Annotated in this window: 26 protein-coding genes; 19 read left to right on the forward strand and 7 right to left on the reverse strand. The window is 70.7% G+C overall.

Annotation, left to right across the window (positions count from 1 at the left end):
• The first annotated feature begins 121 nt into the window (after positions 1–121).
• A complete protein-coding gene (eccB, locus tag KME78_RS02540) occupies positions 122–1519 on the forward strand; it encodes a type VII secretion protein EccB (RefSeq protein WP_219527056.1) in 1398 nt (465 codons plus the stop codon).
• Here the strand turns inward: eccB and KME78_RS02545 are convergent.
• From KME78_RS02545 to KME78_RS02555, 3 genes are all read right to left on the reverse strand, one after another.
• Positions 1513–2619 carry a transglycosylase SLT domain-containing protein gene (locus tag KME78_RS02545; RefSeq protein WP_219527057.1) on the reverse strand — a complete coding sequence of 369 codons (1107 nt, stop codon included), beginning with the start codon at positions 2617–2619 and terminating at the stop codon, positions 1513–1515. The two genes, eccB and KME78_RS02545, sit on opposite strands and share 7 nt — an antisense overlap.
• Before the next feature lie 61 nt (positions 2620–2680).
• Entirely contained in the window at positions 2681–2965 is a 285-nt protein-coding gene (locus tag KME78_RS02550; protein ID WP_219527059.1) for a hypothetical protein, read from the reverse strand.
• A gap of 18 nt (positions 2966–2983) precedes the next feature.
• Positions 2984–3982 (reverse strand): ArsR/SmtB family transcription factor, encoded by a 999-nt coding sequence (locus tag KME78_RS02555; RefSeq protein WP_219527060.1) that lies wholly within the window; start codon positions 3980–3982, stop codon positions 2984–2986.
• A 371-nt stretch (positions 3983–4353) separates the two neighbouring features.
• On the opposite strand from KME78_RS02555, the gene KME78_RS02560 reads away from it, so the two are divergent.
• Genes KME78_RS02560 through KME78_RS02600 form a run of 9 tightly spaced genes read left to right on the forward strand, consistent with a single transcriptional unit; the run spans position 4354 to position 13445 of the window.
• Entirely contained in the window at positions 4354–5367 is a 1014-nt protein-coding gene (locus tag KME78_RS02560) for a DUF6772 family protein (protein WP_219527061.1), read from the forward strand.
• Between the two features lie 7 nt (positions 5368–5374).
• Positions 5375–5704 carry a hypothetical protein gene (locus KME78_RS02565; protein WP_219527062.1) on the forward strand — a complete coding sequence of 110 codons (330 nt, stop codon included), beginning with the start codon at positions 5375–5377 and terminating at the stop codon, positions 5702–5704.
• Between the two features lie 14 nt (positions 5705–5718).
• A complete protein-coding gene (locus tag KME78_RS02570; RefSeq protein WP_219527063.1) occupies positions 5719–7266 on the forward strand; it encodes an ABC transporter substrate-binding protein in 1548 nt (515 codons plus the stop codon).
• A 33-nt stretch (positions 7267–7299) separates the two neighbouring features.
• Positions 7300–8352, forward strand: coding sequence for a LacI family DNA-binding transcriptional regulator (locus KME78_RS02575; RefSeq protein ID WP_219527064.1), 1053 nt, complete (start codon positions 7300–7302; stop codon positions 8350–8352).
• Positions 8349–9275 carry an ABC transporter permease gene (locus KME78_RS02580; RefSeq protein ID WP_219527065.1) on the forward strand — a complete coding sequence of 309 codons (927 nt, stop codon included), beginning with the start codon at positions 8349–8351 and terminating at the stop codon, positions 9273–9275. Before KME78_RS02575 ends, KME78_RS02580 begins: the two co-directional genes overlap by 4 nt.
• Positions 9272–10129 carry an ABC transporter permease gene (locus KME78_RS02585; protein ID WP_219527066.1) on the forward strand — a complete coding sequence of 286 codons (858 nt, stop codon included), beginning with the start codon at positions 9272–9274 and terminating at the stop codon, positions 10127–10129. The genes KME78_RS02580 and KME78_RS02585 overlap by 4 nt, the downstream gene beginning before the upstream one ends.
• A gap of 2 nt (positions 10130–10131) precedes the next feature.
• Entirely contained in the window at positions 10132–11139 is a 1008-nt protein-coding gene (locus KME78_RS02590; protein WP_219527067.1) for an ABC transporter ATP-binding protein, read from the forward strand.
• The gene (locus KME78_RS02595; protein ID WP_308126778.1) at positions 11117–12133 is read left to right on the forward strand and encodes an ABC transporter ATP-binding protein; all 1017 of its coding nucleotides are present in this window, start codon (positions 11117–11119) and stop codon (positions 12131–12133) included. Before KME78_RS02590 ends, KME78_RS02595 begins: the two co-directional genes overlap by 23 nt.
• Before the next feature lie 52 nt (positions 12134–12185).
• A complete protein-coding gene (locus KME78_RS02600) occupies positions 12186–13445 on the forward strand; it encodes a phospholipase D-like domain-containing protein (protein ID WP_219527068.1) in 1260 nt (419 codons plus the stop codon).
• Between the two features lie 228 nt (positions 13446–13673).
• Here the strand turns inward: KME78_RS02600 and KME78_RS02605 are convergent, their stop codons facing one another.
• From KME78_RS02605 to KME78_RS02615, 3 genes are read right to left on the reverse strand one after another with little or no spacing between them, the layout of a single operon-like run.
• The gene (locus tag KME78_RS02605) at positions 13674–15170 is read right to left on the reverse strand and encodes a lanthionine synthetase LanC family protein (protein ID WP_281428580.1); all 1497 of its coding nucleotides are present in this window, start codon (positions 15168–15170) and stop codon (positions 13674–13676) included.
• Between the two features lie 53 nt (positions 15171–15223).
• The gene (locus KME78_RS02610) at positions 15224–15883 is read right to left on the reverse strand and encodes a 4'-phosphopantetheinyl transferase family protein (RefSeq protein ID WP_219527069.1); all 660 of its coding nucleotides are present in this window, start codon (positions 15881–15883) and stop codon (positions 15224–15226) included.
• A gap of 2 nt (positions 15884–15885) precedes the next feature.
• Positions 15886–16734, reverse strand: a complete 849-nt coding sequence (locus KME78_RS02615; protein ID WP_219527070.1) for a metallophosphoesterase family protein — start codon at positions 16732–16734, stop codon at positions 15886–15888.
• Between the two features lie 135 nt (positions 16735–16869).
• Between KME78_RS02615 and efeU the strand changes: the two genes are divergently transcribed.
• From efeU to KME78_RS02645, 6 genes are all read left to right on the forward strand, one after another.
• Complete coding sequence (gene efeU / locus KME78_RS02620; RefSeq protein WP_219527071.1) at positions 16870–17703, forward strand: iron uptake transporter permease EfeU; 834 nt, start codon at positions 16870–16872, stop codon at positions 17701–17703.
• 11 nt (positions 17704–17714) lie between these two features.
• The gene (gene efeO, locus KME78_RS02625; RefSeq protein WP_219527072.1) at positions 17715–18854 is read left to right on the forward strand and encodes an iron uptake system protein EfeO; all 1140 of its coding nucleotides are present in this window, start codon (positions 17715–17717) and stop codon (positions 18852–18854) included.
• Positions 18855–18867: 13 nt separating this feature from the next.
• On the forward strand, positions 18868–20121 hold the full coding sequence (efeB, locus tag KME78_RS02630) for an iron uptake transporter deferrochelatase/peroxidase subunit (protein ID WP_219527073.1): 1254 nt from the start codon (positions 18868–18870) through the stop codon (positions 20119–20121).
• Positions 20122–20192: 71 nt separating this feature from the next.
• Positions 20193–20747, forward strand: a complete 555-nt coding sequence (locus KME78_RS02635) for a LemA family protein (RefSeq protein WP_219527202.1) — start codon at positions 20193–20195, stop codon at positions 20745–20747.
• Positions 20747–22150 (forward strand): DUF2207 family protein, encoded by a 1404-nt coding sequence (locus KME78_RS02640; RefSeq protein WP_219527074.1) that lies wholly within the window; start codon positions 20747–20749, stop codon positions 22148–22150. Before KME78_RS02635 ends, KME78_RS02640 begins: the two co-directional genes overlap by 1 nt.
• Before the next feature lie 30 nt (positions 22151–22180).
• Positions 22181–22777: a hypothetical protein gene (locus KME78_RS02645; protein ID WP_219527075.1), complete on the forward strand. Its 597-nt coding sequence runs from the start codon at positions 22181–22183 to the stop codon at positions 22775–22777.
• 53 nt (positions 22778–22830) lie between these two features.
• Here the strand turns inward: KME78_RS02645 and KME78_RS02650 are convergent, their stop codons facing one another.
• Positions 22831–23406, reverse strand: a complete 576-nt coding sequence (locus tag KME78_RS02650; RefSeq protein WP_219527076.1) for a CGNR zinc finger domain-containing protein — start codon at positions 23404–23406, stop codon at positions 22831–22833.
• 29 nt (positions 23407–23435) lie between these two features.
• Between KME78_RS02650 and KME78_RS02655 the strand changes: the two genes are divergently transcribed.
• From KME78_RS02655 to KME78_RS02665, 3 genes are all read left to right on the forward strand, one after another.
• The gene (locus KME78_RS02655) at positions 23436–24335 is read left to right on the forward strand and encodes an arginase family protein (RefSeq protein ID WP_246650131.1); all 900 of its coding nucleotides are present in this window, start codon (positions 23436–23438) and stop codon (positions 24333–24335) included.
• 66 nt (positions 24336–24401) lie between these two features.
• Complete coding sequence (locus KME78_RS02660; protein ID WP_219527077.1) at positions 24402–25145, forward strand: sugar phosphate isomerase/epimerase family protein; 744 nt, start codon at positions 24402–24404, stop codon at positions 25143–25145.
• The gene (locus tag KME78_RS02665; protein ID WP_219527078.1) at positions 25142–26245 is read left to right on the forward strand and encodes a Gfo/Idh/MocA family protein; all 1104 of its coding nucleotides are present in this window, start codon (positions 25142–25144) and stop codon (positions 26243–26245) included. The genes KME78_RS02660 and KME78_RS02665 overlap by 4 nt, the downstream gene beginning before the upstream one ends.
• Positions 26246–26297 lie beyond the last annotated feature (52 nt).

Here is a 26297-nt window from a genome sequence, read left to right on the forward strand (position 1 = left end):
GCCATCCGCCGGTAACCGGGGGTTGGCGTCGAGGACCACCATTACAGAACTGTTGAAGTATCGCGCTCTGGTCGTTTTTATCTGGATAAATTGGGCCGGGCGAATTCCGGGGAGGTGAGGCGTGCACAGCCAGCGCGACCTCTACCAGGCGTACCGGCTCACGGTCCAGCGCATCGGCCTGGCCCTGATGCGCGCCCAGCCGAACCAGCCCGAGTGGCCGCTACGACGCCAGAACATCGGCTTCCTGGCCGGCGCGATGGTCGCCGTGCTGCTGGGCGTCGGGTTCGCGGTCCTGGGGCTGATCCGGCCCAGCGGCACGAAAGCGCTACGGGACCCGGGGACGCTGATCATCGAACGCGAGACCGGCGCCCGCTACGTCTACAGCCAGCCGCAGCGCCGGCTGATCCCGGTCGCCAACTACGCCTCGGCCCGGCTCGTGCTCGACTCGCCGCAGATCACCGAGCGGGTGGTCGCCAGGGAGGCGCTGAGCTCGTACGAGCGCGGCACGCCGGTCGGCATCCCGGGGGCGCCCGACTCGCTGCCGTCCGCCCAGCGGCTCGCGGGCGGTCCCTGGTCGGTCTGCGTCCAGGAGCGCGAGAGCGACACGGGGCGGGTGCCGTACGTGACGCTGATCGCCGGGCGGCAGGCAGGCGATCGGCCGCTCGCCGAGGACAGCGCGATGCTCGTGGACGTCGGCGGGCAGACCTGGGCGATCTGGCACGGCGCGCGGATGCGCGTGCCCGCCGGGATCGCGCGCGGCCTGAGCGGCACCGACCCGGCGGCCGTCCCCGTGGCCTGGCTCAACGCGCTGCCGGAAGGGCCGGACCTGGCCGCGCCCGCGATCGAGGGGCGGGGCCGCCCGGTCACCGGGCCCGGCGGCGAGAAGGCCGCCGTGGGCCAGGTCTTCCGGGCCACGGCCGTCGCGGGCGGCGAGCCGCGCTGGTACGTACAGGCGGCCGACGGCCTGGCCCCCATCACCCGCACGCAGGCGACACTGCTGCTGAGCGACCCGGCGGCGTACGACAGCGGCACCACCGCCGAGATCAGGATCGACGCGGCGACGGCCAACGCCGCCCCGCGCTCCCGCACCAAGATCCCGGCCGACGGCCTGCCCGCGTCGATGCCGAAGATGACCACCTACGACCCGGCGAGCCCGCTCTGCGCGGTGTACGCCGACGCGGACAAGGGCTCGGTCCGCGCCCGGCTGATGTCCGGCGGCACCCTGCCCGCGCCGCACGGCGACGCCACGGATCTCGTACGGCTACCGCCGGGCCGGGCGATCGTGGCCGGTGTCCTGCCCGGCGACGGCCAGCTCGACGCGGTGCAGTCGTACTACCTGGTGACGGACGAGGGCCGCCGCTACGCCGTGCCGAACGCGGACGTGCTGGGCAAGCTGGGTTACGACGCCAAGCGCGCCACCCCGGTGCCCGCCAACGTGCTGCAGCTCATCCCCGAGGGGCCGGTGCTGGACCCGGCGCGCGCCGCCAAGCCGGTGGCCGGCGACGCACCAGCTCAGTAGCCTCGGTAGGCTCCGCCGGTCTTCGTGCCGACGACGCCGGGCACGTTGGAGACCGAGCCGTAGCGCTCGATGGCGTAGCGGACCCCGGCGATGATGTTGTCGACGGGGTCGTAGATGTTCTCGTGGCCGGGCAGCTTCCACCGGTTGAACGTGGGGTCGATCGTCTGCATGAGGCCCTTGGACGGTGTGCCCTTGGCGGCGTTGGAGTCCCAGTTGTTGATCGCGTTCGGGTTGCCACCCGACTCGTGCCGGATGATGGTCCAGATGTCGTTCGCGTTCATCTTCTCGACCGGGTAGCCCTGTGCCTTGAGGACGTTGACGGCCTGCGAGATCCAGTCGGCCACCTGGCCCTGCGGGGCCGGTCCGCCGCCTGCCGGGGGCGGGCCGCTCGGCCCGTACCCACCGAAACCGGGCAGGCTCGGCGATTGGCCCCTCGTCCCGCTCGTCCCGCTCGTCCCGCTCTCGGCGAGGGTCGCGCCGTTCTGTTGCCGCGACGGGGTCCAGTCCATGGCCCTCCCCGGACCTGGGGCGAAGGGCTCCGTATCCGGCTCCGGCCAGTTCTCGGTGGATCTGGCCAGGCCGCCCAGCAGGCCCTGGATGCCGGCGGCGGCCGTGCCCAGGGCGTTGTTCGCGGTCGTCCGCTGCTCCTCCAGTAGCTTGCGGGCGTCACCGGCCAGCGACTGGACACCGCTCAGGATCTGGTCCTGTGTGGCCTGCGGGTTTGCGGCCTGGAAGTCGCGTACGGCGGCGGCGTAGTTCTGGCAGATGCCGTTCGCCTGGGACTCGGCCGTCCGGAGGGCCTCGGCGGCGGTGGCCAGGTGCGTGGCGCACTGCGACAGCACACTCTGCAGGGTGTCGCCGATCTTTCCGGCCCGGTCCATGTACGTGATGAACGCGTCGGCGCTCGACCCCTGCCAGGCGGCGTCCAGGTCGCCGACGGCCGTCCTGACCGCGGCGGTCTGCCCTCGGCTGGTGTCGGCCGCCGTCCGCCACACCTCGGCGACGCGGCCGGCCGCGCCCGGGTCGCCCACCAGCGTCGCGGCCAGCGTGGCCAGCTCGGCGCCACCGGGGACGCCCCGCGCGTCCTCGATACCGCTCATGGGCGCACCGCGACCTCATCGACGCCGCCCACCGAGGCACCGCAACCCCGTCGATGCCCGGTCACCGGCGCACCGCGGCCCCGTCGGCGCCGGTGAACGTCCGCTCCACGGCGTCCAAGGCCCGCTCCACGGCCAGGAGATGGTCGCCGAGCGTGCGCGAGGTGGTCCCGGCGGCGTCCTTGAGCGCGCTCACCGCGGCGGCCAGCGCCCCGGCGTTCGCGAGCCCGCCGAAGGCGGCCTGGTCGATCGCCGCGCCGGACACCGACCCGGCGACCTCGGCGAAGGCACCGGACGCGTCCTTGGCCGCCGTCCCGCACCCGTCGAGCGCGTCACGGTGATATTTCACGACCACGTGCATCCTCTCTCAGCGCCGGAACAGCGACAGCAGTTCCTCGGCCCGGTCGGTGCGGGCGATCCAGACCTCGCGGCCACGGCGCTCCCTGCTGATCAGCCGAGCGGCGTGCAGCCGGTCGCAGTGGTAGGTGATCCCGCTGGGCGCGATCTTGACGTTGGAGGACAGCATGCTCATCGTCATGGGCTGGTCGAGCTGGCAGAGCAGCTCGGCGCGCACCGGGCCGACCAGGGCGGAGAGCGCGTCCACGTCGGGCGCGACCGGGCGGCGCCACAGCGACTCGGCACCGGGCACGGGGTAGGCGATCCACACCGCGTCGGGATGGTCCAGGCTGACGATCACGGCGTCCCTGCCCGCCAGCATCGGCACCAGGATGATCCGCCGGTTGCCCAGCTCGTACGTGCTGGCTTCGATGTCGGCGATCAGCAGGCCGCGCTCGCCGTACCGGATGCGGTCGTTCAGTGAGCCCAGCAGCAGCTCGGGGCCGCCGCGGACGGAGGCGATGCCGACGCGCTCGATCTCCCGGTCGAGCAGTGGCCGCGCCCGCTGCCAGAGCGGCTCGGTGGTGTGCCAGACGTCGTTGAGCGCGGTGGCGTACCCGCGCAGCCAGCGGCCGGGCCGCTCGGCGGCGGCCCTCCAGTGCGTCGGCAGCTCGCCGTCGCCGAACGCCTGCTCCAGGTCCTTGATCAATGACTCGGGCGGAATGTCGCTCAGCGCGCTCACCTGGGCCGACACGGACATGTCGTCCATGGGGGTGATCGGCGCGACGCTGTCGGGCACGACGGAGTAGCCGGGAGCGGCGAGCGGAAGTACCGCCTCGCGTCCCAGCGGGCTCACCCTCGCCTGGACCGCGCGCCGCCACAGCTCGGGCAGGCCGCGCCGGCGACCGGCCAGCGCGTCGGCGATCACGGCGAGAGCGGTCAGGTTCGGAGAGATCGACACGGACAGCTGAGGAGCGGAGGTCACTCGTAGCTCGCTCCACACGTTCGTTCTGGTTACCGGAGCCCCCACGGGTCGTACTGTATGCAGATGTGACATATCTGGATGGATGCTTCAAATAAGCTGGAAAGGTCTGGCTAAGCAGGTCGTACGGGCGCATGAGGTGGAGACCGGACCTGCGCCTTCCGGTCTCCACCGGCTATGTGGTCACCTCACGCTCAGGTGATGCGGACACTTCTGGTGCTCAGCCGCATGATGCGCTCCCGTTCAGATGTTCCGCCTGTGTGCTGCGAATCGAACGTATGCCTCAAGACTCACATCTGACTTACAAGTCACTTACAGCACAGACCGGGCGTACCAGATGTCCCCTTCTGTCGCGTACATCCCTTGACATCCGCTGATGTGACAAGTTACCTTTCCCGAAACCTAGGATTAACGTTCACGTGAACGTTCATCCTGGCGGCGAAGATCGTCTATGGAAGGGCGTCCTGGACGTGGAGACGATTCATGATCCGGCCGGGGACCTGCGTCGCGCGTTGATCGCGGCGGACCCGAAACTTTCGAAGTTCAACCCTCTCCCCCGCATACTCGCCTTCGACGAGTTCACCACCGGGACACACGGCTGGTGCGAACTCATCGGCAATCACGACGGCTACGGGAACCTCGACAAGGTCGACGTCCACATGCGTGACTTCCGGCCGCCGCAGCTCAGCTCGTGCGATTTCTTCGACATCGGCACCCACGGCGCGATGAGCGGCAACTACGCGCTGAAGGTGGCGACCAGGCCGGTGGCCGGTCACACCGCCGTCGCGATCCGCCGGCTGACCATGGCCCAGCGCGGCGTCATTCAGTTCGAGACGTACTTCACCTACAAGACGGAGGCGGCGACCGCGGAGACGTCGCTCGGCGACACCTTCGGCGAGGTGGCCTGGGACGGCAACCTGCACCCGTCGGAGGCTCAGTTCGGCGCGTTCACCGTGGCCACGGACCTCTGCGACGGCGACGGCATCCGCTACCACTGCGTCGCCCGCTACCAGAACACCGACCTGGACAACCGGCTCACCCGGCGCTGGGTCTACCCGGTGGTGCCCGAGCCGACGCCCAGGGACAACCTGCACAACCAGGAGAACCTGTCCCCCACCGAGGACTTCACCGCGCCGGATCCCGCCGACTGGCACGCCTTCGACGAGGAGCCTCAATACCTCTGCTACAACGAGGTCCCGACCAAGGTGAATTGGCATTACCTGCGCTGGCAGTTCGACACGCGCACCCGGACGAATATCGAGCTCCAGGTCAATGACCGGGTCATGGACATGCGACAGATACCCGTCCCCCAGTATCCCGACAAATACGAGGGACTGGAGAACCTGCTGAACTTCTACGTCAGCGTGCGCACCCATTCTCCGGTCCGCAACTTTCTCTTCCTCGATTCCGCACTGATTTCCGTGGATTGGTGACGTCGGCATGAAGCATGCACTTACCGCGGTCCTGGAACGGAACACCACTTTCACCGCCGACTTCGCCACCGAACCGTACGAGGCCGGCTGGGCGACGGAGGCGCGCTGGTTCGTCAAGACCCTGGCCCTGGAGGGCGAGCTGCGCCTGGTCACCCAGGTCTCCCCCGACGGGCTGCACTGGTGCGACGACGACGAGACCCCCGAGCAGGTGGTCACCGAGGCCGGACTGGTGAGCTGGCGGGTGCGGGAGTTCGGCCACTGGCTGCGGCTGCGGGCCCACCTCGACGGGGGCGATCCCCAAGCGAAGATCCTGATCTACCTGGCACTGAAGAGCTGACGGGAGCAACCGACATGGCAGCAATGGACGAGGTGGACAGGCGCAGGTTCCTGTCTCTCCTCGGAGCCGGGGTCGCCGGCGTCTCCCTTCCCGGGCTGGTCGCGGGCTGCGCTCCCGGCGGCGCCGGAGCCGGATCGGGGTCGGCGAAGGACCGCCCGCTCAGCGCCGCGTTCAACCAGCCGATCAACGACCTGGACCCGCACGGCGCGAGCGCGGTGGACGAGGCGTCGCTGCTGGCCAACCGGCAGATCTACGACACGCTCGTCACCCGGACCGGGGAGGAGCTGGCCCCGAAGCTGGCCAGGTCGTGGACGCAGCCCGACGACAAGACCTGGGAGTTCACCCTCCGCGACGACGTCACCTTCCACGACGGCAGCAAGCTGACCTCGGCCGACGTGAAGGCGTCACTGGAGCGGCTGGCCAAGTCCGACGGCCCGCAGAAGCCGCTGTGGACCGCGATCGACACCGTGGAAGCACCCGGCCCGCACACCATCAGGATCACCACCACCGATCCCCTCGGCACCCTGCCGACGAACCTGACGCTCGCCTTCATCCTGCCCGCCGCCCAGCTGGGCCGGGCCGACTTCTTCCGCAAGCCGATCGGCAGCGGCCCCTTCGCCGTCGAGTCGTTCACCCCGTCGTCCCAGCTGCTGCTCAAGCCGGTCAAGAACTACTGGGGCGGCGCCGCCACCCTGCCCGGCCTGCGCCTGCCGTACATCCCGGAGACCTCGACCCGGATGACGTCGCTGCAGAACGGCGAGGTGGACGTCACCTGGATCATCCCGCCGGACGAGCTGAAGCGGCTGGCCGGGGTGGACGGCGTGCGCATCGAGAGCAAGCCGGGCGTGAACTACTTCCTCGCCTGGTTCAACTGCGGCCGCAAGCCGTTCTCGGACGCGCGGGTCCGCCGCGCGCTCTACCACGCGCTCGACATCAAGGGCATCGTGGCGAGCCTGTACGGCGACGCGGCCACGGTCATGGACGCCCCGATCCCGGCCGCGGTCTTCGGCCACGCGAGTCAGCAGCCGTACGCCTACGACCCGGAGCTCGCCAAGCGGGAGCTGGCCGAGGCCGGCTACTCCGGAGGCATCCGCACCTCGATGATGTGGTTCAAGGACACCGGCCCGCTGGCCACCGAGCTGGCGCAGTCGCTCATCTCGGCCTGGGCCAAGGTGGGCGTCGTCGTGGAGCAACAGCAGATCGAGAAGGCGGCCTGGATCAAGCGGCTGACCGCCCTCGACTGGGACATCGAGCTCCAGGTCAACACGGTGACCACCGGCGACGCCGACTACACCCTGGGCCGCCTCTACACCAGTACGGCCAACCGCATGGGTTACGCGAACAAGGAGCTCGACGGCATCCTCGCCCAGGCCCGCTCGACCGCCGACCAGGAGAAGCGCAAGTCGCTCTACGCCCAGGCGTGCGAGATCATCTGGCGGGACGCGGTCGGCGTCTTCCCCGCGGCACTGTCCAGCACGTACGGACTGCGCTCCCCGGTCAAGGGCTTCAGCCCGGCGGCCAACAGCCAGCCCGAGTTCCGCACGGTGTCGACCGCGCAGTGATGCCCGTGCGCCTCCATCGATTCTGGGGACACCATGCCTGAGGGACACCGGACGACCCTGAAGGACATCGCCGAGAGCCTCGGCGTGTCGGTCAACACCGTTTCGCGCGCGCTCGCCGACAAGGACAGCGTCGGCGTGGAGACCAGGAACCGCGTCAAGGCCGAGGCGGAGCGGCTCGGCTACGTGCCCAACGTCACGGCCCGCTCGCTGGTGCTGGGCTCGGCCAGCACCTTGGGCATGGTGATCACCAATCCGTCCAACCCGTTCTACGCGCAGCTCATCAGCGGCATGGAGCAGCACTGCCGCAAGCACGGCTACTCGCTGCTGCTCATGGCGACGGAGGAGAGCCTGGACAACGAGCGGCGCGCGGCCGAGGAGCTGCTGCGCCGCGGCGTCGACGGGGTGCTCGTGGTGACGGTGCAGGAAGGCGCCGAGCACTGGCGCCGGTTCCGGTCCGCCGGGGTCCCGCTCGTACTGATCAGCCGGGACGTTCCCGAGCTGAACGCCGACCTGGTGGGCGTCGACCACGTCCTGGGCGGTTACCAGGCGGCCAGTCACGCCATCGCGCGGGGCGTCAGGAAGATCTGCTTCCTGGAGGAGGACCTGGGCGTGTCGTCGGTGACCGACCGGGTGGCGGGCTACCGCCGGGCCATGGCCGAGAGTGGGCTGCCCGTGGAGCCGGACACCGTGATCAAGGTGCCGACCAGACGGCTGGAGCAGAGCGCGATGCCGTGGGATCCGGGCGAGGCGTACCGGCTGGCCAAGGACGTGCTCCGCACTGCGGACCGTCCGATGGCCTTCGTGGCGGGCAACGACTATTTCGCGCTCGGCGTCTACCGGGTGGCCGACGAGGCCGGTCTCCGGATCCCGGAGGACGTGCTGGTGGTCGGCTACGGCGGCCATCCGTTCGCGCCGTACGTCATCCCCGCCCTCACCACGGTGGAGCTGCCCGCGGCGGAGATCGCCGTGTCCGCCGTGGACCACATGCTCCGGCGGCTGAAGCGGCCGCCGGTGGAGGGGCCCCCGGAGAAGATCCTCTTTCCGCCCCGGCTGGTGGAGCGGGCGTCGAGCGGGGGCGGCAGATGACTGCTTTCGTCGGGCGCCGGCTGGCCCAGGCGCTGCTCCAGATCTGGGGCGCCATCACCATCGTCTTCGTCGCCCTCCGGGTGCTGCCCGGCGACCCCGCCGAGCTGATCCTGGGCAGCCAGGCGACATCGGAGCAGCTCGCCGGGCTCCGTGCCCAGCTCGGGCTCGACGACCCGCTGCCGGTCCAGTACCTGCACCATCTCCAGGGTCTCCTGCGCCTCGACTTCGGCCAATCGTGGCGGCAGGGCATGAGCGCTCTCGACGCCTGCCTGGAACGGCTCGGACCGACCCTGGTCCTGTCCGCCTGGGCCATGGTGTTCACCGTGGTGCTGGGCTTCCTCGCGGGCTCCTACGCGGCCCGGCACGCGAACTCCGTGGCCGACCGCCTGATCTCGGTGTCGTCGCTGGTCGGCCAGGCACTGCCGCCCTTCTGGATCGGCATCATGCTCTCGCTGATCTTCGCTCGGGGACTGCAGATCCTGCCCAGCACGGCCGACGGCACGATGGCCGGCCTCCTGCTGCCCGCCTTCACGCTCGCGCTCCCGTTCGTCGGGTGGCTGGGCCGCCTGGTGCGGACGGGGGTGCTGGAGGAGATGAACCAGGACTACGTCCGTACGGCCCGCGCCAAGGGGATGAGCGACGGCGTCGTGTTCTACATCCACGTCCTGCGCAACACCCTGGTCCCGGTGGTGACCATGCTGGGCCTGCTCATGGGCAACTTCATCGCCAACGGCGTCATCGTCGAGGTGGTCTTCGCCTGGCCCGGGATCGGCAGGCTGCTCGTGGACTCCATCACCTTCCGCGACTACGCCGTGGTCGAGGCCGTCCTGACCGTGATCACGGTCTGCTACATCACGCTCAACCTGCTGGTCGACGTGCTCTACGGCTACCTCGACCCCAGGATCCAGTTGGAGAACGCATGATGCCGCTGAAGCTCCGCGGCCGGACCGCCGGACTGCCGCCGCGCGCTCACTTCGCCCTCGGGACGGTGCTGGTGTTCGTGGTGGCGGGCGTGCTGGGGCCGCTGCTGGTGCCCTTCGACGCCGCAGCCACCAGCCCGCCCGACCGGCTGCTGCCGCCCGGGACCCGGCTGTCCGACGGCGCCGTCGCCTGGCTCGGCACCAACCAGGTCGGCCAGGACATCCTGGCCGCGGTGCTGGCGGGGATGCGTACCTCGCTGACCGTGGCCCTGGTCACCGTGGTCGTCGCCGGCTCGGTCGGCCTGCTGATGGGGCTGCTGGCGGGCTACTTCGGCGGCTGGGCCGACGGGGTCATCTCCCGGCTCGGCGACATCCAGCTCGCCTTCCCCAGCCTGCTGCTCGCCATCATGCTGGCCGGCGTGCTGGGCCCGAGCATGACGAACGTGATCATCGCCCTCGCGGTGACCCGCTGGGTGATCTTCGCCAGGGTGGTACGAGGCTCGGCGCTCGCGGTCCGCGACCGGGAGTTCGTGGACTCGGCCCGGGTGATGGGCGCCTCGCACGGGCGGATCCTGATCCACTACATCCTGCCGTCGTGCCTGCCGCCACTGCTGGTGGCGGCGACCGTGCAGATCGGCCTGACCATGGTCGCCGAGGCCTCGCTGAGCTTCCTCGGCCTCGGTGTTCCGCCCTCCCAGGCCTCCTGGGGCTCGACGATCGCCCAGGGCCGCGACTACCTGGCGTCGGCGTGGTGGATCGCGGCGGCGCCCGGCGCCGCGCTGGCGCTGGTGGTGGTCAGCATCGGCATCCTCGGTGACCTGCTCCGCGACGCCTCCGACCCGATGACGGAGCTGTGACGATGACGCCAGACGTGACCCCGCTGCTGGAGGTCGACGACCTCGCCGTGGAGTTCGACACGCCGAAGGGGCCGCTCCGGGCGGTCCGAGGGGTGTCCTTCCAGGTCGACGAGGGCGAGACGCTGGCGATCGTCGGCGAGTCCGGCAGCGGCAAGAGCGTGACGGCGCAGGCGCTGCTGGGGCTGGTGCCACCGCGGGCCCGCGTCACCGGAGGCCGCGTCGCGATCGAGGGCCGCGACGTCACCGGGCTCTCCGACCGGGAGTGGCAGCAGTTGCGCGGCGAGCGCATCGCGATGATCTTCCAGGATCCGCTGAGCGCGCTGAACCCGTCGCTGACCGTGGGCTACCAGATCGCCGAGATGTTCCGCAGGCACCGGGGCCTCGGCCGGGCGGAGTCCCGGCGCCTGGCCACGGAGCTCATGGTCCAGGTGGGCATCCCGGACGCCGCGCGGCGCCTGGACGACCATCCGCACCGCTTCTCCGGCGGCATGCGCCAGCGGGTCATGATCGCGATCGCGCTGGCCCTCGACCCCCGCCTGCTCATCGCCGACGAACCCACCACCGCCCTCGACGTCACCGTCCAGGCGCAGATCCTGCGGCTGCTGCGGCAGCGCCAGCGGGCCGACCGGCTGGGCATGATCCTCATCAGCCACGATCTCGGGGTGGTCGCGCGGGCGGCCGACCGGGTGGCGGTGATGTACGCGGGCCGGATCGCCGAGGTGGGCACCGTGGCGCAGGTGTACGAACGTCCCGCGCACCCGTACACGCTGGGCCTGATGCGCGCCGTGCCCGCGGTGCGCGACGGCGGCGGCCCGCTGGTGGCGATCGACGGCCAGCCGCCCGATCCGACCGCGCCGCCCGCCGGCTGCTCCTTCCACCCCCGTTGCCCGTTCGCCCGTGACAGGTGCCGGGAATCCGAGCCCGAACCGCGAGAGGTCGCCCCGGGCCGGGCCAGCGCCTGCCACTTCGCCGAGGAGGTGATCGCGGGTGTCCACACCGGCGCTCGCTGAGTCCCGCACCGGCCCGCCTCTGCTGGAGCTGGTCGATCTGGTCACCGCCTACCGCCTGCGCGGCGGGCTCGGCCGGGCCGGCGCCGAGGTGCGTGCCGTGGCCGGGGTGAGCCTCGACGTACGGGCCGGGGAGACCGTGGGCCTGGTCGGCGAGTCCGGCTGCGGCAAGTCCACGATCGCCAGGACCATCGTCGGCCTGGTACGCCCGTCCAGCGGTCAGGTCCTGTTCGAGGGCCGCGACCTGGCGACCCTGCCGGCCAAGGAACTGCGCGGGCTCCGACAGGACATCCAGCTCGTCTTCCAGGACCCGTACGCCTCGCTCAACCCGCGGATGACCGTCGCCAACCTGATCAAGGAGGCGTGGCGGATCCATCCGGGGATCGTGCCGCGGGACCGGTGGGACGAGGAGGTGCGGAGCCTGCTGGACCGCGTCGGCCTGCGACCCGAGCACGCCGGCCGGTATCCGCACCAGTTCTCCGGAGGGCAGCGGCAGCGCATCAGCATCGCCCGCGCGCTGGCCGTACGCCCGCGGCTGATCGTCTGCGACGAGGCCGTGTCCGCGCTGGACGTGTCGGTCCGGGCGCAGATCCTGAACCTGCTCGAAGAGCTGCGGCGGGACCTGGGGGTCGCCTATCTGTTCATCTCCCACGATCTGGGGGTCGTCCACCACATCTGTGACCGGGTCGCGGTGATGTACCTGGGCAAGATCGTCGAGATCGGCGCCAAGGAGAGCGTCTACCTGCGGCCGTCGCACCCGTACACGCGGGCTCTGCTGTCGGCGGCGCCGAGCCTGGACGACTGGCGGGACGGCGGGCGGCAGGAGATCGTCCTGAGCGGAGATGTTCCTTCGCCGTTGAACCCGCCGTCAGGCTGCCGTTTCCGCACCCGCTGCCGGCTGGCCCAGGATCGATGCCGCGACGAGGAGCCGGTGCTGCTCGACCGCGGCACCGCCCACCCCGTGGCCTGCCATTTCCCCGAGACCGACCCGTCCTGACGACCCCCCCGGCGGACGGCTCGGCTCCGTCCGCCTCGTGAAGGAGCGATCGATGTCGAACCGATTCCTGTCCGCCCTGGTGGGGGTCGCCGTACTGGCCGCCACGCTGGCCGGGGGCGGCCCAGCCGCGGCCGGCGTGGCGGTGGCCGCGGGCAGCCCGACCGCGACCACGCCGGCCGTGGGCGGTCCGGCGGTGGGCGGTCCGGCCTCGGCCAGCGCCGCCACCTGCGCGGACGCGCCGGACGCGCCGGTCACCAAGGGCGCGGTCTTCAACGACCCCGTGGGAGGCGACGCGGCCGCCATCGTCCGGCGTCTCTGCGGCCTGATCCACCAGACCCCGGCCGGCGCCCGGATCCAGGTCGCCCACTTCGTCATGTCCGGCCAGGCGGGCACGGACTTCGCCGGCGAGCTGATCAAGGCGCATCAGCGCGGGGTCGAGGTGCGGGTGATCCTGGACGGCGACGCGCGCGGCGCGACCGTGGCGTCGCAGTTGTCGGCCGCACTCGGCACGGACATCTCCGCGGGCTCCTGGCTGCACGTCTGCACCGGCCCGCCGTCGGGCGGCACGGCGGCCTGCATCGGCAGCAAGGGCCAGCACAACAAGTTCTACCTGTTCTCGCGGACCGGCGGCGCCTCCGACGTGGTGGTGCAGTCGTCGGCCAACCTCACCGACCTGAACTCCTCGACGTACTGGAACAACGCGGTCGTCCTCCCCGGCGACAAGCAGTTGTACCGGGCGTACGACAGCTACTTCCAGGATCTGGCGGCGGAGCGGAAGAACCCGGACTACTACCGCATCACCACGACCCGTTCCGGCCGGGTCTGGTTCTTCCCCCGCGCCGGGACGGACGTCACCACCGACACCGTCGCCGAGAACCTCGGCAAGGTCCGCTGCACTCCCGGCACGAAGATCCGCGTCGGCATGTCGGAATGGGACACCTACCGCATCGCCATCCCCCAGAAGCTACGCGCGCTGGCCGCCCAGGGCTGCTCGGTCAAGATCGTCTACGGCATCATGGACGACGAGGTCAAGCAGTTGCTGCTGGCCGAGCCCCGGATCGAGCTGCGCACCCTGGGCACCGGTGACGCGCTGCCCGGCCGGATCCACTCCAAGTACCTGCTCGTCGAGGGCTCCTTCGCCGACGACGCCCACGCGCACGTGGTGCTGACGGGCAGCCACAACTACATCGAGACCTCGCTCCGCCGCAACGACGAGACCCTGCTGCGGCTCACCGACCCGGACATGTACCGCCAGTACGTCGCCAACTTCGAGCGACTGCGCACGGTCGCACCCCTGGCCTCCACGACCTGACCCCCGCCCCACCCCACCTCGCGCCTCCCGCCCCGCGCCCCTCGCCACCAGACCGCCCCTCGCCACCCCGCAGGCGATCACCGCTCCGCCAACCTGGGGGTGGCCCGAGGGTCCGGGGGTGCTCCAGCCCGGAGATCCCGGGGGGTGGCCCGAGCCCGGAGGTCCGGACGCGGGAGGTCCGGACGCGGGAGGTCCGGACGCGGGACATTCGAGCGCGGGACGTCCGGGCTATGCCGGGTCGTTGCCCTTGTTCAGGCGGTGCGCGGGGACGGGGATGGCCGGGAACGGGTTGTCGGGGAGCAGGATCACGCGGCGGGCCTGGTCGCCCTGCAGGGCCGCGTCCAGGTGCAGGAGCGCCGCGCCGATGCCCGCCGCGCCGACCATGTAGCCCGTGTCCGCCGACACCTCGCCGGGACGCAGCCGCCGATACGCCTGGTACCACCGCAGTCCGCGCCCGTCGTGGTCGACCGCGCGGCCGATCAGGTGCTCGGCCAGCACCCCGGCGAAGTCCAGGTACGACTTGCGCCCCGTCGCCGCCCACAGCCCGACGAACAGCTCCACCAGCCCGGCCGTGCCGCAGCACTGGCAGGAGACGTTCCAGAACCCGGGGGTGCGCCGGTGCGGGACGCCGCTCTCCACGATGCCGTGCGCCAGCCGCTCGCACCAGGCCAGGTCGTCGGCCTCCCCCGTGACCCGGTACAGCTCGTAGAACAGCCGCGCCACCCCGGCCGAGCCCGAACAGAAGCCCAGGTAGTGCAGCCCCCGGCCCTGCGGCACGTGGTGCGGCACGGCGGCGCACCGCCCGGCCACGACGCTGACCATCCGGACGAAGCCGGCCCCTCGGCGCGCCGCGTCGAGGAAGAGCGGGTCGCCGGTGATGCCGTACAGGCGGGCGAGCAGGAACGCCGTGCCCGCCGTACCGGACAGGAAGCCCGGCGTGACAGCGTCCACCGGCAGATCGGCCCGGCCACCGGCCACGTCGCCGAGCCTCCCCGGCAGGTCGGCGGAGTCGCCGGGCCAGATCTCCCCGTCCGCCAGGCTCCCACCGCCGGACCAGGTCTGCCCGCCTGGCAGGCTCCCGCCGCCGAATCCGGCCGGCGGGCACCCGTCGTCGAGCGGCCCGAACCGGTGGCCGGGAACGGCCAGGCGGGCGATGCGGGCCCCCGCCTCGACAGCGAGGTCCAGGTAGGCGGGTACGCCGAGCATCGAGGACGCGTGCAGCAGGCCGAGCACCACGCCGCCGTCGCCGCTCTGCGCGGGATCCCGCGACCAGCCGGGGCCACCGTCGAGGGGGCGGGCGGAGCGGACGATCCGGTCGGCAGCGGCCACGGCGGCCTCCTCGAACCGGCCGTCCCCGAGCACCCAGCCGGCCTCGGCGAGCGCGACCACGGTGCCGGACAGCCCGTGATAGAGCGACAGGCTGGTCTGCTTCCCCCACGTCTCGGCGAGATAGCCGGCGCCCGCGCGGGCGTCGTCCAGGTACGCCTCGTGGCCCGTCGCGGCGGCGAGCTCCAGGAAGAACAGCACGATGCCCGCCGCCCCCGCGTAGAGCGAGGCCGGTTCGGGAGCGAGGGCCGACTTGCCCCGGGGGTCGGGGTTGGCCCGCCAGTGCCGGCCGCGCTCGTCGTCGACGGCCGCGGACCGAATCCAGCGGCCGGCCATGATGGCGGCGTTCAGCGGCGTCTCAGCACGCTCGCTCGATGAGCGCGTCCGATCCAAGCTCATGCGCTTCATTATCCCACACATTTGGTAGGAAATTAAGGGTTGTCGACGAAACCTCACGCCTCCGGGGCCAGGATGGCGATGGCGGTCAAGATCAGGCCGTCGCCGGTCATCCACCGGCCGGTGAAGCCACCCAGCCGCCGCCCCTGCCAGCGGGGCCCGAGAACCAGCAGGTGCGCGCTGAACGTACGCCGCACCGGGTCCACCGAGATCCGCGCGTCCTGGAAGTCGAGCCACCGCTGCGCCAGCGGGAACCACGCTTTGTACACCGTCTCCTTGGCGCTGAACAGCAGCCGGTCCCAGCACACCGCCGGATGCTCGGCGGCGAGGCGGCGGAGCATCTCGCGCTCCTGCGGCAGCGAGACGGCCTCCACGACGCCTTCGGCGAGCGGCTCGTTGGGCTCGCCGTCGATGCCGATCGTCCCCACGGCCTGGGCGAGCGCGGCGGCCCGGTAGCCGGCGCAGTGGGTGATGCTCCCGATGACGCCCAGCGGCCACAGCGGCTCGCCGCGCAGCCCCGACAGCACGGGCACCGGCGCGATGCCCAGGCGCTCCATCGCCTTCCTGGCACACAGCCGCGCCGTCGTGAACTCCCTGCGCCGCTTCTCCACCGCCCGCTTGATCAGCTGTTCCTCCTCCGGGAAGAGCATCGTCCCGGGCGGGTCTTCGAAGGTGTCGTACGCCTCGACCGTCGCGGGGAGGATCTGCTCGATCATCTTCACTCCGGGGCTGGAAGTATGGTCCTGACCGGGCCGCCGGTGCGTTTGCGCGGGCCCCACTCGCGCGGGTAGCCCAGAGAGACCTCTTCGAAGCGCACACCGTCGTGGTACGTCGTGCGAGGGATGTGCAGGTGTCCGTAGACGACCGCGACCGCGTCATAGAGCAGGTGCCAGTCGGCGGTCGCCTCGGTCCCGCACCACAGGGCGAACTCCGGGTGCCGCAGGATCAGAGTCGGCTCGCGGACGAGCGGATAGTGGTTGACGAGGACGGTCGGCAGGCGCGGATCCCGCTCGCCGAGGCGGCGCCTGGTCTCCGCGAGCCGCGCCCGGCACCAGGCGTCGCGCGTCGGGTACGGGTCGGGGTGCAGCAGATACTCGTCCGTACAGACGACGCCCGCCTCGTGTGCCCGTTGCAGCGCCGGCCACTTGCCCTGGCCGTTCGCGCCGAAGGTGTAGTCGTACAGCAGGAACAGCGGCGCGACGGTCACCGGACCGCCGAGCCCGCGCCAGATCGGATAAGGATCCTCCGGCGTCAGCACGCCGAGGCCCCGGCACATCTCCACCAAGGCGAGGTAGCGGTGCTCGCCCCGCAACTGGACCGGATCCTCGCGCGGTGTCCACAACTCGTGGTTGCCCGGCGCCCAGACGACCGCGGCGAACCGGCCCTTGAGCAGCGTCAGCGCCCATTCGATGTCGGCGAACCGCTCCGCGACATCTCCCGCGATCAGCAGCCAGTCGTCGTCCGAGGACGGCAAGATCTTCTCGACGACGGCTCTGTTGTCGGGGAAGGCCACATGGAGGTCGCTGACCGCCAGTAATCGCCCACCGCCCCAGCCTCCATGGACCACCAGCACAGCCTATACAGCGTCGCCCCACGGGCAAGAAGGTGAAGAGCATCACCTTTTGTCCGATGCCGCGCTTGCATTAGGTAGGGTTCACCTGCCCTAATTTAGGTAAGCCTTTCCTACAGCGCAGGAGCACCGGTGTTCGCCAGCTATCTCATAGGACTGCGGGAAGGACTGGAGGCGACACTCGTCGTCTCGGTCCTGATCGCCTTCCTGGTCAAAAGTGACCGCAAGGACAAGCTGCCACAGGTGTGGACCGGTGTCATCGCCGCTCTCGCCCTGTCGATCGGCTTCGGCGCGCTGCTGACGTTCACGGCCGCCCACCTGGACCACACGGGACAGGAGCTGTTCGACGCGATCACCTCGCTGCTGGCCGTGGTGTTCGTCACCTGGATGATCTTCTGGATGCGCCGCACGGCCCGCGCGCTCTCCAAGGAGCTGCGCGGCAAGCTCACGGACGCGCTCCAGATGGGCTCGCTCGCCGTGGTCGTGATGGCCTTCCTGGCCGTGGCCCGCGAGGGGCTGGAGACGGCGTTGCTGTTCTTCGCCTCCGTCCAGGGCGCCACCACCACCGCGACGCCGCTCATCGGCATCAGCCTGGGCCTGCTCACCTCGGTGGCGATCGGCTGGGGCATCTACCGCAGCGCCCTGAAGATCAACCTCACCAAGTTCTTCACCTGGACGGGCCTGCTGCTGATCCTGGTGGCCGCCGGCATCTTCAAGTACGGCGTGCACGACCTGCAGGAGGCCAACATCCTGCCGGGCCTGAGCACCTACGCCTTCGACATCAGCGCGATCCTGCCCGCCGACTCCTGGTGGGGCGCGCTGCTCGCCGGGATGCTCAACATCACCCCGCAGCCGAGCGTGCTGGAGGCCCTGGCCTGGGTCCTCTACCTCGTGCCCACCCTCTTCCTCTTCCTGCGCCCCCAGCGCACCCCCGCACCGGCACCAACCACCACCAGCTCGGCCTGAACAGGAGCATCATGCTTAACTCCACCACCCGCGGCCTCGCCTTGGTGTTCGGTGCGCTATCCCTGGCCGCCTGCGGCTCGGGAACTCCGGCCACGCCCGACTCCGCCGCGCCGGCCAAGCCGGGGAAGATCAGCGTGGCCGCCTCCGACACCGAGTGCAAGGTCGCCGCCGCCGAGGTGCCCGCGGGCACCAGTACGTTCACGATCACCAACGGCGGCACCAAGGTCACCGAGTTCTACGTGTACGCGCCGGGCGACCGCGTCATGGCCGAGGTCGAGAACATCGTGCCTGGCCTGACCCGCGAGGTCATCGCCGAGCTGCCCGCCGGGGCGTACGAGACGGTCTGCAAGCCCGGCATGGTGGGCAAGGGCCTGCGTAACGCGCTCAAGGTGACGGGCGAGCACAAGGCGCTCAGCTCCGACGCCAAGCTGGCCGAGGCCACCGCCAGCTACAAGCGCTACATCAAGACGCAGAGCGACACGCTGCTGGTCAAGACACAGGAGTTCGTCGACGCGGTCAAGGCGGGCGACAGCGCCAAGGCCAAGGAGCTCTTCCCGGTCTCGCGTACGTACTGGGAGCGGATCGAGCCGGTCGCGGAGATCTTCGGCGACCTCGACCCGGCGATCGACGCCCGCGAGGCCGACCTGGCGGCCGGCGAGAAGTGGACCGGCTTCCACAAGATCGAGAAGGATCTCTGGATCACCAAGGACATCAGCAAGGACGGCCCGGTGGCCGACAAGCTGATCGCCGACGTCAAGACCATCGTGGAGAAGTCGAACGCCGCCGAGCTGACCCCGCTCAACCTGGCCAACGGCGCCAAGGAGCTGCTCGACGAGGTCGCCACCGGCAAGATCACCGGCGAGGAGGACACCTGGTCGCACACCGACCTGTGGGACTTCGACGCCAACCTCCAGGGCTCCAAGGCCGCCGTACAGGCGCTCCGTCCCGTGCTGGAGGAGCGCGCGCCCGACCTGGTCAAGACGTTGGACGAGAAGTTCGCCGCGGCCGAGGCCGCGCTGGGCAAGCACCAGAAGGGCGACGGCTGGCAGCTGCACAACGAGCTGTCCAAGGCCGAGCTGAAGGCGCTGTCGGACGCGATCAACGCGCTGGCCGAGCCGATCAGCAAGATCGCCCCGGCCATCACGAAGTAGGGAAGGCGAGATCATGAGTGATCGCATGAGCCGCAGGAAACTGTTCGGCCTGGGCGCGGCGGGGGCGGCCGCCGTCGGCGCCGGGGCTGTGGCCACGCGCGCGCTGGTCGAGGAGCCGACGGTCGCGCACGCGGCCTCGATCTCCGATCCCGTCTCCTTCTACGGCGAACACCAGGCGGGCATCGTCACCCCCGCCCAGGACCGGCTGCACTTCGTCTCCTTCGACGTGACCACCGACAAGCGGGCCGAGCTGGTCGAACTGATGCAGGAGTGGACGGCCGCCGCCGCCAGGCTGGTGCAGGGCAAGGAGGCGGGCACGTTCGGGACAGTGGGCGGGGTCCCCGAGGCCGCGCCCGACGACACGGGCGAGGCGCTCGGCCTGCCCGCCTCCGGGCTGACGCTGACGATCGGCTTCGGGCCGTCGCTGTTCGACGACCGGTTCGGGCTGGCGGGCAAGCGGCCGGCCGCGCTCGCCGATCTCCCGAAATTCCCTGGTGAACAGCTCATTCCGGAAATATCCGGTGGCGACATCTGCGTGCAGGCGTGCGCGCACGATCCCCAGGTCGCCGTGCACGCCATCCGCAACCTGGCCAGGATCGGCTTCGGCAAGGTGTCGGTCCGCTGGTCCCAGCTCGGCTTCGGCCGTACGTCCTCCACCTCGCGCGCCCAGGCGACGCCGCGCAACCTGATGGGCTTCAAGGACGGCACGAACAACCTCAAGCTGGAGGACGTCGAGCTGCTGCGCCAGCAGCTGTGGGTGGGCGCCCAGGACGGCCCCGCCTGGATGACCGGCGGCAGCTACATGGTCACCAGGAAGATCCGCATGATGGTCGAGACCTGGGACAGGACGTCGCTGGGCGAGCAGGAGGCGATCTTCGGCCGCGACAAGGGCGTGGGTGCCCCGATGGGTAAGAAGGCGGAGTTCGACACGCCGGACTTCGCGGCCAAGGGCGGGGACGGCCTGCCGCTCATCAAGAACGACGCCCATGTCAGGCTGGCGCACCCCACCACGAACGGCGGCGCGCGCCTGCTGCGCAGGGGCTACAACTTCGTGGACGGCTCCGACGGGCTCGGCCGCCTCGACGCCGGGCTGTTCTTCATCGCCTACCAGCGCGATCCGCGCAAGCAGTTCGTGCCGGTGCAGATGCGTCTGGCCAAGACCGACAGCCTCAACGAGTACATCAAGCACATCTCCAGCGGGCTCTGGGCGTGCCCGCCGGGGATGCGTGACGCGGGCGATTACTGGGGGCGCGCGCTCTTCGCCTGACGTACAGCCGGTTGCAAGCCTGATTTGTTCACATGGAGCATGCTCAGTGACACGTCAGGGAGACCCAAGTGATGATCGTCTTTGGTGGCGTTTTCGCCGTACTCGTCCTGCTGGCCGCCCTCCTCTTCATCTCGATCTACAACGGATTAGTACACAAGCGCAACGCCGTCGAGAACGCCTGGGCCCAGGTCGATGTGCAGCTCAAGCGCCGCCACGATCTGGTGCCCAACCTGGTGGAGGTCGTCCGCGGCTACGCCGGCCATGAGCGGCAGACGCTCACCGCCGTCACGGCCGCCCGCGCGCAGGCCCTCGGCGCGCACACCCCCGCCGAGATGGCCGGCGCCGAGAACGCGCTGACCGGCGCGCTGAAGACCCTGTTCGCGGTCGCCGAGTCCTATCCCAACCTCAAGGCCAGCCAGAACTTCGCCGAGCTCCAGGAGGAACTGGCCACCACCGAGAACCGGATCGCCTACTCCCGCCAGTACTACAACGACGCCGTCCTCACCTACAGCAACGCGATCCAGACCGTTCCGGCCAACTTCATCGCGGGCATGAGCGGGTTCACCCCCCGCGAGTACTTCCAGGCACCGGGCGAGGAGCGCGGGCCCGTACAGGTGCGGTTCTGATGACCGTCTGGTTCGCCGTCTCGGCCGCCGCCGCGGCGTTGTGGGCGCTGCTCCTGCTGGCGCTGGCGATCGCGACCCGCACCCCGGCCATCACCCCCGGCCGGCCCGGCGCCCCGCTCACGGACGAGCCGCCCGCCGTGGTCGACCTCATCACCGGTGACTGGCGCCTGTGCGACGAGGCCGCCTCCGCCACCCTGCTCGACCTCGCCGCGCGGGGCGCCGTGCAGATCGAGGAGGTCGGGCCGGAATTGTCCCTGGTACGCCTGCACCACGCCGAGGGGCTGAACCCGTACGAACAACTCGTCTACGACCACGTGCGCTCACTCGCGCGCGACGGCGTCGTGGCCACCGGCGCGCTGGCCGAGGGCTCGCGCAACCTGGGCCGCTGGTGGAAGAGCTTCCGCAAGAAGGTCATCGCCGACGCCCGGCAGCGGGGACTGTCCCGGGCCCGCTGGAGCCGCGCGCACGCGACGCTGCTGTTCGCGTCCGCGCTGGTGCCCGCCGCGCTGGTCGCCGTCGCGGTCACCGTGGCCGACCCCGAACACGACGGCGGCATCGGCGCGGGCATCCTGGCTTACGCCGCGCTGGTCTACCTGGCCGGCCGGCTCAACGGCGAGCGCGGCACCGACCTGGGCGTCCAGACGGCGGGTCATTGGCTGGGCGTACGCGAGACGCTGTCGAACGCGCGCTACGCCGAGAAGCCCGCGGCGAGCGTGACCATCTGGGGCCGTCCCCTGGCGTACGCGGCCGCTCTCGGGCTCGCGCCGCGCGCGGTCCGCAGCCTGCCGGTGAGCGTGCCCGCCGACGACCGCCGGGCCTGGTCCGACTTCGGCGGCATGTGGCACGCGGTGGACGTGCGCTACCCGTCGCGGCTCATCTGGGGCCGGCCGCCGCTGCACACCGTGGGCCGTGGCCTGGCGGCCGGCTTCTTCGCAGGCTTCTGGACGTGGATCGTGCTGATCGTCCTGTCGGCGTTCGACCTGTGGCCGCGCGCCCTGACCCAGCCGGGCGGCTTCGCCGTGGGCCTCGCGATCGCCGCCGTGCCCGCCGTCCGCGCCCTGCTCGACCTGACCGGCCAGACCTGGATCGAGGGCCAGATCGTACGCCTGCGCAGACGCCAGTCGGGCGGCAGCGAGAACCGCGTGAAGTACGTCTACTGGTGCGCCATCGACGAGGGCCGGGGCCGCGAGCTCAGGGCGTACGGCATGGCCGAGGACCAGTGGACTCGCCTGTCGGAGGGCGACCTGGTCCGCGCCAGGGCCGGACGACGGGTCGGCTGGATCGCCGAGATCGAGGTGCGCCGCGGCACGACCCACCGGGGTAACTACGCCGACACCCAGGACCACCTGATCGACGCCCCACGCAATCTCGGCGAGGTCCGCCCGGAGTGGGGAGCCCCTTAAATCTGGGGATTCGGTCACGGTGATACACGAGTGATTCTGGAGTGGCAGCTCAGGAAAGAGAAACGAGAGGCCACCATGAACATTCGCTCGATTCGCAAGACGGCCGTTGTGCTTCTGGGGGCGACACTCATCGCCATTCCGATGAACGCGGCACCCGCGTCAGCCGCCGGCGACGAGGACTTCAAGGCGTTCAGCATGTCATTCGACGTCGGCGAGCTCTCCAACACCAACAAATGCATTCCCGTTTGGGTGACCGCACGCTACCGTGACGCATCCGGTAGCGACACCTGGACCCGGCTCATCAGGACGAACACCAACGGCTGCGACTCCGACCCGGAGCACCTGCAGAAGTTCGGTGATTTCCAGAGCACCTACAGCACGGTCCACCTGCTGGCCGGGCCGAAGCCGGCTCAGCACCTCCGCTGGAAAGACCTCACGAGCCTGACGCTGACGGTGACCACTCCGAACACGCCGCCGGGGCGCCAGAAGAACGTGAAGATAACCAAGGAGAGCATTTGGGCGCAGGACACCGATAACAACTGGCACGAGCTGTTCAACGAGCAGTACGTGAAAATATTCTCCGACGGGTTCAACGACTTCGAAATGTTCGTCAAACACCCTGCGTGAGCCGGTCGCCGGCGTTGGGGGATTCTCGCCGCACGGAATCCCCCAACGCCCGGTCAGGTGCGGTGGCGGGCGCGGGAGGCGGCGGCGTGGGCGCGGTTGGCGCACCGGGTCGAGCAGAACTGCCGCCGCCCCGGACGGCTCCGGTCGATGAAGGCGTCGCGGCACGGCGAGGCCGCGCACAGGCGCAGCCGTACCCAATCTCCCACGGCGGCGACATCGAGCAGTTCGCGAACCGCACGCACCGCCAGCCGGTCCGCCGTCCCCGCGCCGTCTGGCGCCACGAGCCGCAGCACCGGCGCCCCGCCGACATCCTCGACCGCCACCCGCGCCGGCAGCCCCGCCGTGAACCGGGCCAGCGCCCGCGTCCGCTCCGATGCCTCGCAGGCCAGCACGGCCCGCAACCGCCCGCGCATCTCCCGCACCGCGGCCAATTCGGACGTCCAGAAATCCGCCTGCCCCTCAGACTCCCCACCGGCCGGCTCCCCCAGATCCTCTTGTGGTTCGCCGAACTCCGCGCAGAACCGCCGCAGCGCCGCAGGGTCCGGCAACCGCTCCGGCTCGTCCAGGTATTCGTCCCAGGTGTTGGCCAGATCCAACGCCACCAACCCCGTATCGACGTACTGGCGCATTCCCAAATCCTCCTGCTACCGTCACGAGTATGACCACTATAACTCCTGACGCAAGATTCGCCATCCTCGATGCCCCCTCGAACCTCGGCCTCCGCCCGCCGGCCCCTGACGTGATCCCCGGCTGCTACAAGGCCCCGTGGGCGCTCCGCGACGCCGGGCTGCGGGAGCGGATCGGCGCGAGTGACGCGGGCGCGGTGGTTCCGCCGCGCTATGTGTCCACCTGGCAGCCGGGCGACGGCGTCCGCAACGGCCCGGCGATCGCCGCGTACGCCAGGAAGCTGGCCGACCGCGTCGCCGCCGTCCGCGAGTCGGGGGCGTTCCCGATCGTCCTCGGCGGTGACTGCTCGATCCTGCTCGGCCCGGCCGTCGCATTGCGCGAAGCAGGTCGGTACGGCCTGGCGTACCTGGACGCCCATACCGACTTCCGCCACCTCGGCAACTCCCCGCACGTGGGCGCCGCGGGCGGAGAGGCCCTCGCCCTGGTGACCGGTCGTGGCGACGACTACCTGGTGGACCTCGGCGGCCTGCGCCCGTATGTGGCCGACGAGGACGTGATCGTGCTCGGCGTACGCGACGAAGAGGACCTGAGGGACGCCGAGGAGTCCGGTCTCGCCTGCGTGCCCGTCGCCGACATCGGCCCCGGCACCCTCGACACCGCCAGGAAGATCCTGGTCCGAGACGACCTCGACGGCTTCTGGATCCACGTCGACGCCGACATTCTCGACCCCGCCGTACTGCCCGCCGTCGACTCCCCCACGCCCGGCGGGCTCGACGCGGACGGCCTGGCCGGGCTGCTGCGCGGCCTGCTCCACCTCCCGGGAGCCGCCGGTCTGGAGATCACGATTTTCGACCCCGACCTCGACCAGGACGGCACGCAGGCCGCCCTGCTCGTGGACATCCTCGCGTCGGCGCTCACCACCGGCCCTTGACGATGCTGAATCCACCCCAGAGGATTATGTACAGATTGTGGACTAAAAGCACCAGGGGAGCTGAGGATGACCAAGCCGCTCAGTGTGCAGCTCTACTCCGTAAGAGACCAACTAGCCGCGGACCGTGACAACGTGCTGCGTCGGATAGCCGGGATCGGCTACGGGGCCGTTGAGCCCTTCGACCCCACCGCCGACCCCAAGGGCTTCCGGAAGGTGGCGGACGACCTCGGGCTGGCCGTGTCGAGCACGCACGCCTACGCCCTGCTCAGCCAGGAGCCGGCCGAGGTCTTCGACGCCATCGCCACCGTCGGCACCGACCTGGTGATCATCCCGGGCGGCATCGCGCACGAGGAGTTCACCACGCGCGACGGCCTGTCCAGGACCGCCGACCTGCTGAACGGCCTGGCCGAGCAGGCGTCCGCGTACGGCATGCGGATCGGCTACCACAACCACTGGTGGGAGATCGAGCCGCGGATCGACGGCCGCCACGCTTTGGAGGCGCTCGCCGATCTGCTGGCTCCGGAGGTGTTCCTGGAGATCGACACGTATTGGGCGGCTGTGGGCGGTGCGGACGTGCCTGCCTTACTACGTGGACTCTCCTCCAGGATCCTGGCGCTGCACGTCAAGGACGGGCCGGTCGTCAAGGACGAGCCGCACGTGGCCGTGGGCCAGGGCGTCATGCCGGTGCCGGAGATCCTCGCGGCCAGCCCGGACACCTGGCGGATCGTGGAGCTCGACAGCTGCGCGGGCGACATCTTCGACGCTCTCGCGGGCAGCCACACCTACCTCACGCAGCTGAGCGGTTCGTGAACGCCGGCCCCGTAGGCGTCGCCGTCGTCGGCGCCGGTGTGATCAGCAGCCATTACCTCCGCCACCTGTCCACGTTCCCGGACGTCCGGGTGCTCGGCGTGGCCGACCTCGACACGGCCAGGGCCGAGACCGCCGCGCGCGAGTACGGGGTGCCGGTCGCCGGCACCGTCGACACCGTACTGACGCTGCCGGAGGTGGAGATCGTCGTCAACCTGACGATCCCGTCCGCGCACGGCGCCGTCGCGCTCGCGGCGCTGCGCGCGGGCAAGCACGTGTACGGCGAGAAGCCGCTGGCCCTGGACATGGACGAGGCGGCCAAGGTCACGGCGGAGGCCGCGAACCTGAACCTGCTCGTCGGCAACGCCCCCGACACCTTCCTCGGCGCGGGGCTCCAGTCGGCGGCCAGGGCGCTCGCCGCCGGCCTCATCGGCACCCCGGTCGCCGTCACGGCCGCCCTGCAGAGCCTGGGTCCTGAGTCGTGGCACCCCAATCCCGAGTTCCTGTACCAGCGCGGCGCCGGCCCGCTGTTCGATCTGGGCCCCTACTACCTGACCGCCCTCGTCGCCCTGCTCGGTCCGGCGGCCCGGGTCGCGGCCAGTACGCGGCGGGCTCGTGACCACCGGGTGATCGGCTCGGGGCCTAAGGCGGGCACGGCGTTTCCCGTGGAGGTGCCCACGCACGTCAACGCGCTGATCGACTTCGCGGGCAGTGCCAGTGCGACCACCACGTTCAGCTTCGACTCGCCCGTCGACCGGCGGATGATCGAGATCATCGGGACTGAGGGGGCACTGTCGCTGCCCGACCCCAACACCTTCGACGGACCGCTGCTGGCTCGCGGCCTGCATGACGCCGAGTGGCGGGAACTGCCTGTCACGGGCACGACCGCCGGGCGCGGGCTGGGCGTCCTGGACATGGCCAGATCCCTGCGCACCGGGACCCCGCACCGGGCCTCGGGCGCGCTCGCCCTGCACGTCCTGGAGATCATGACCGCCATCGGCGACGCCGGCGAAGACGGTGAGTCCCGCCGCCTCCACACCACCTCGCCAACGCCACCGCCACTCCCCCAAGACTGGGACCCGCACGCCGCCACGCTGGAGTGACACCACCGCCAGACCACCTCTGACACCGCGACGATGGCGCCGCCGAACTGTC

The organism is Nonomuraea guangzhouensis (genome assembly GCF_019396345.1).
GTDB classification, from domain to species: Bacteria; Actinomycetota; Actinomycetes; order Streptosporangiales; family Streptosporangiaceae; genus Nonomuraea; species Nonomuraea guangzhouensis.

Coding starts and splice junctions, on each gene's coding strand:
- KME78_RS02545 (WP_219527057.1), bottom strand. CDS start 2,619: ATGAGCGGTATCGAGGACGCGCGGGGCGTCCCCGGTGGCGCCGAGCTG.
- KME78_RS02565 (WP_219527062.1), top strand. CDS start 5,375: ATGAAGCATGCACTTACCGCGGTCCTGGAACGGAACACCACTTTCACC.
- KME78_RS02570 (WP_219527063.1), top strand. CDS start 5,719: ATGGCAGCAATGGACGAGGTGGACAGGCGCAGGTTCCTGTCTCTCCTC.
- KME78_RS02575 (WP_219527064.1), top strand. CDS start 7,300: ATGCCTGAGGGACACCGGACGACCCTGAAGGACATCGCCGAGAGCCTC.
- KME78_RS02580 (WP_219527065.1), top strand. CDS start 8,349: ATGACTGCTTTCGTCGGGCGCCGGCTGGCCCAGGCGCTGCTCCAGATC.
- KME78_RS02585 (WP_219527066.1), top strand. CDS start 9,272: ATGATGCCGCTGAAGCTCCGCGGCCGGACCGCCGGACTGCCGCCGCGC.
- KME78_RS02590 (WP_219527067.1), top strand. CDS start 10,132: ATGACGCCAGACGTGACCCCGCTGCTGGAGGTCGACGACCTCGCCGTG.
- KME78_RS02600 (WP_219527068.1), top strand. CDS start 12,186: ATGTCGAACCGATTCCTGTCCGCCCTGGTGGGGGTCGCCGTACTGGCC.
- KME78_RS02605 (WP_281428580.1), bottom strand. CDS start 15,170: ATGAGCTTGGATCGGACGCGCTCATCGAGCGAGCGTGCTGAGACGCCG.
- KME78_RS02610 (WP_219527069.1), bottom strand. CDS start 15,883: ATGATCGAGCAGATCCTCCCCGCGACGGTCGAGGCGTACGACACCTTC.
- efeO (WP_219527072.1), top strand. CDS start 17,715: ATGCTTAACTCCACCACCCGCGGCCTCGCCTTGGTGTTCGGTGCGCTA.
- efeB (WP_219527073.1), top strand. CDS start 18,868: ATGAGTGATCGCATGAGCCGCAGGAAACTGTTCGGCCTGGGCGCGGCG.
- KME78_RS02635 (WP_219527202.1), top strand. CDS start 20,193: ATGATCGTCTTTGGTGGCGTTTTCGCCGTACTCGTCCTGCTGGCCGCC.
- KME78_RS02640 (WP_219527074.1), top strand. CDS start 20,747: ATGACCGTCTGGTTCGCCGTCTCGGCCGCCGCCGCGGCGTTGTGGGCG.
- KME78_RS02650 (WP_219527076.1), bottom strand. CDS start 23,406: ATGCGCCAGTACGTCGATACGGGGTTGGTGGCGTTGGATCTGGCCAAC.
- KME78_RS02655 (WP_246650131.1), top strand. CDS start 23,436: ATGACCACTATAACTCCTGACGCAAGATTCGCCATCCTCGATGCCCCC.
- KME78_RS02660 (WP_219527077.1), top strand. CDS start 24,402: ATGACCAAGCCGCTCAGTGTGCAGCTCTACTCCGTAAGAGACCAACTA.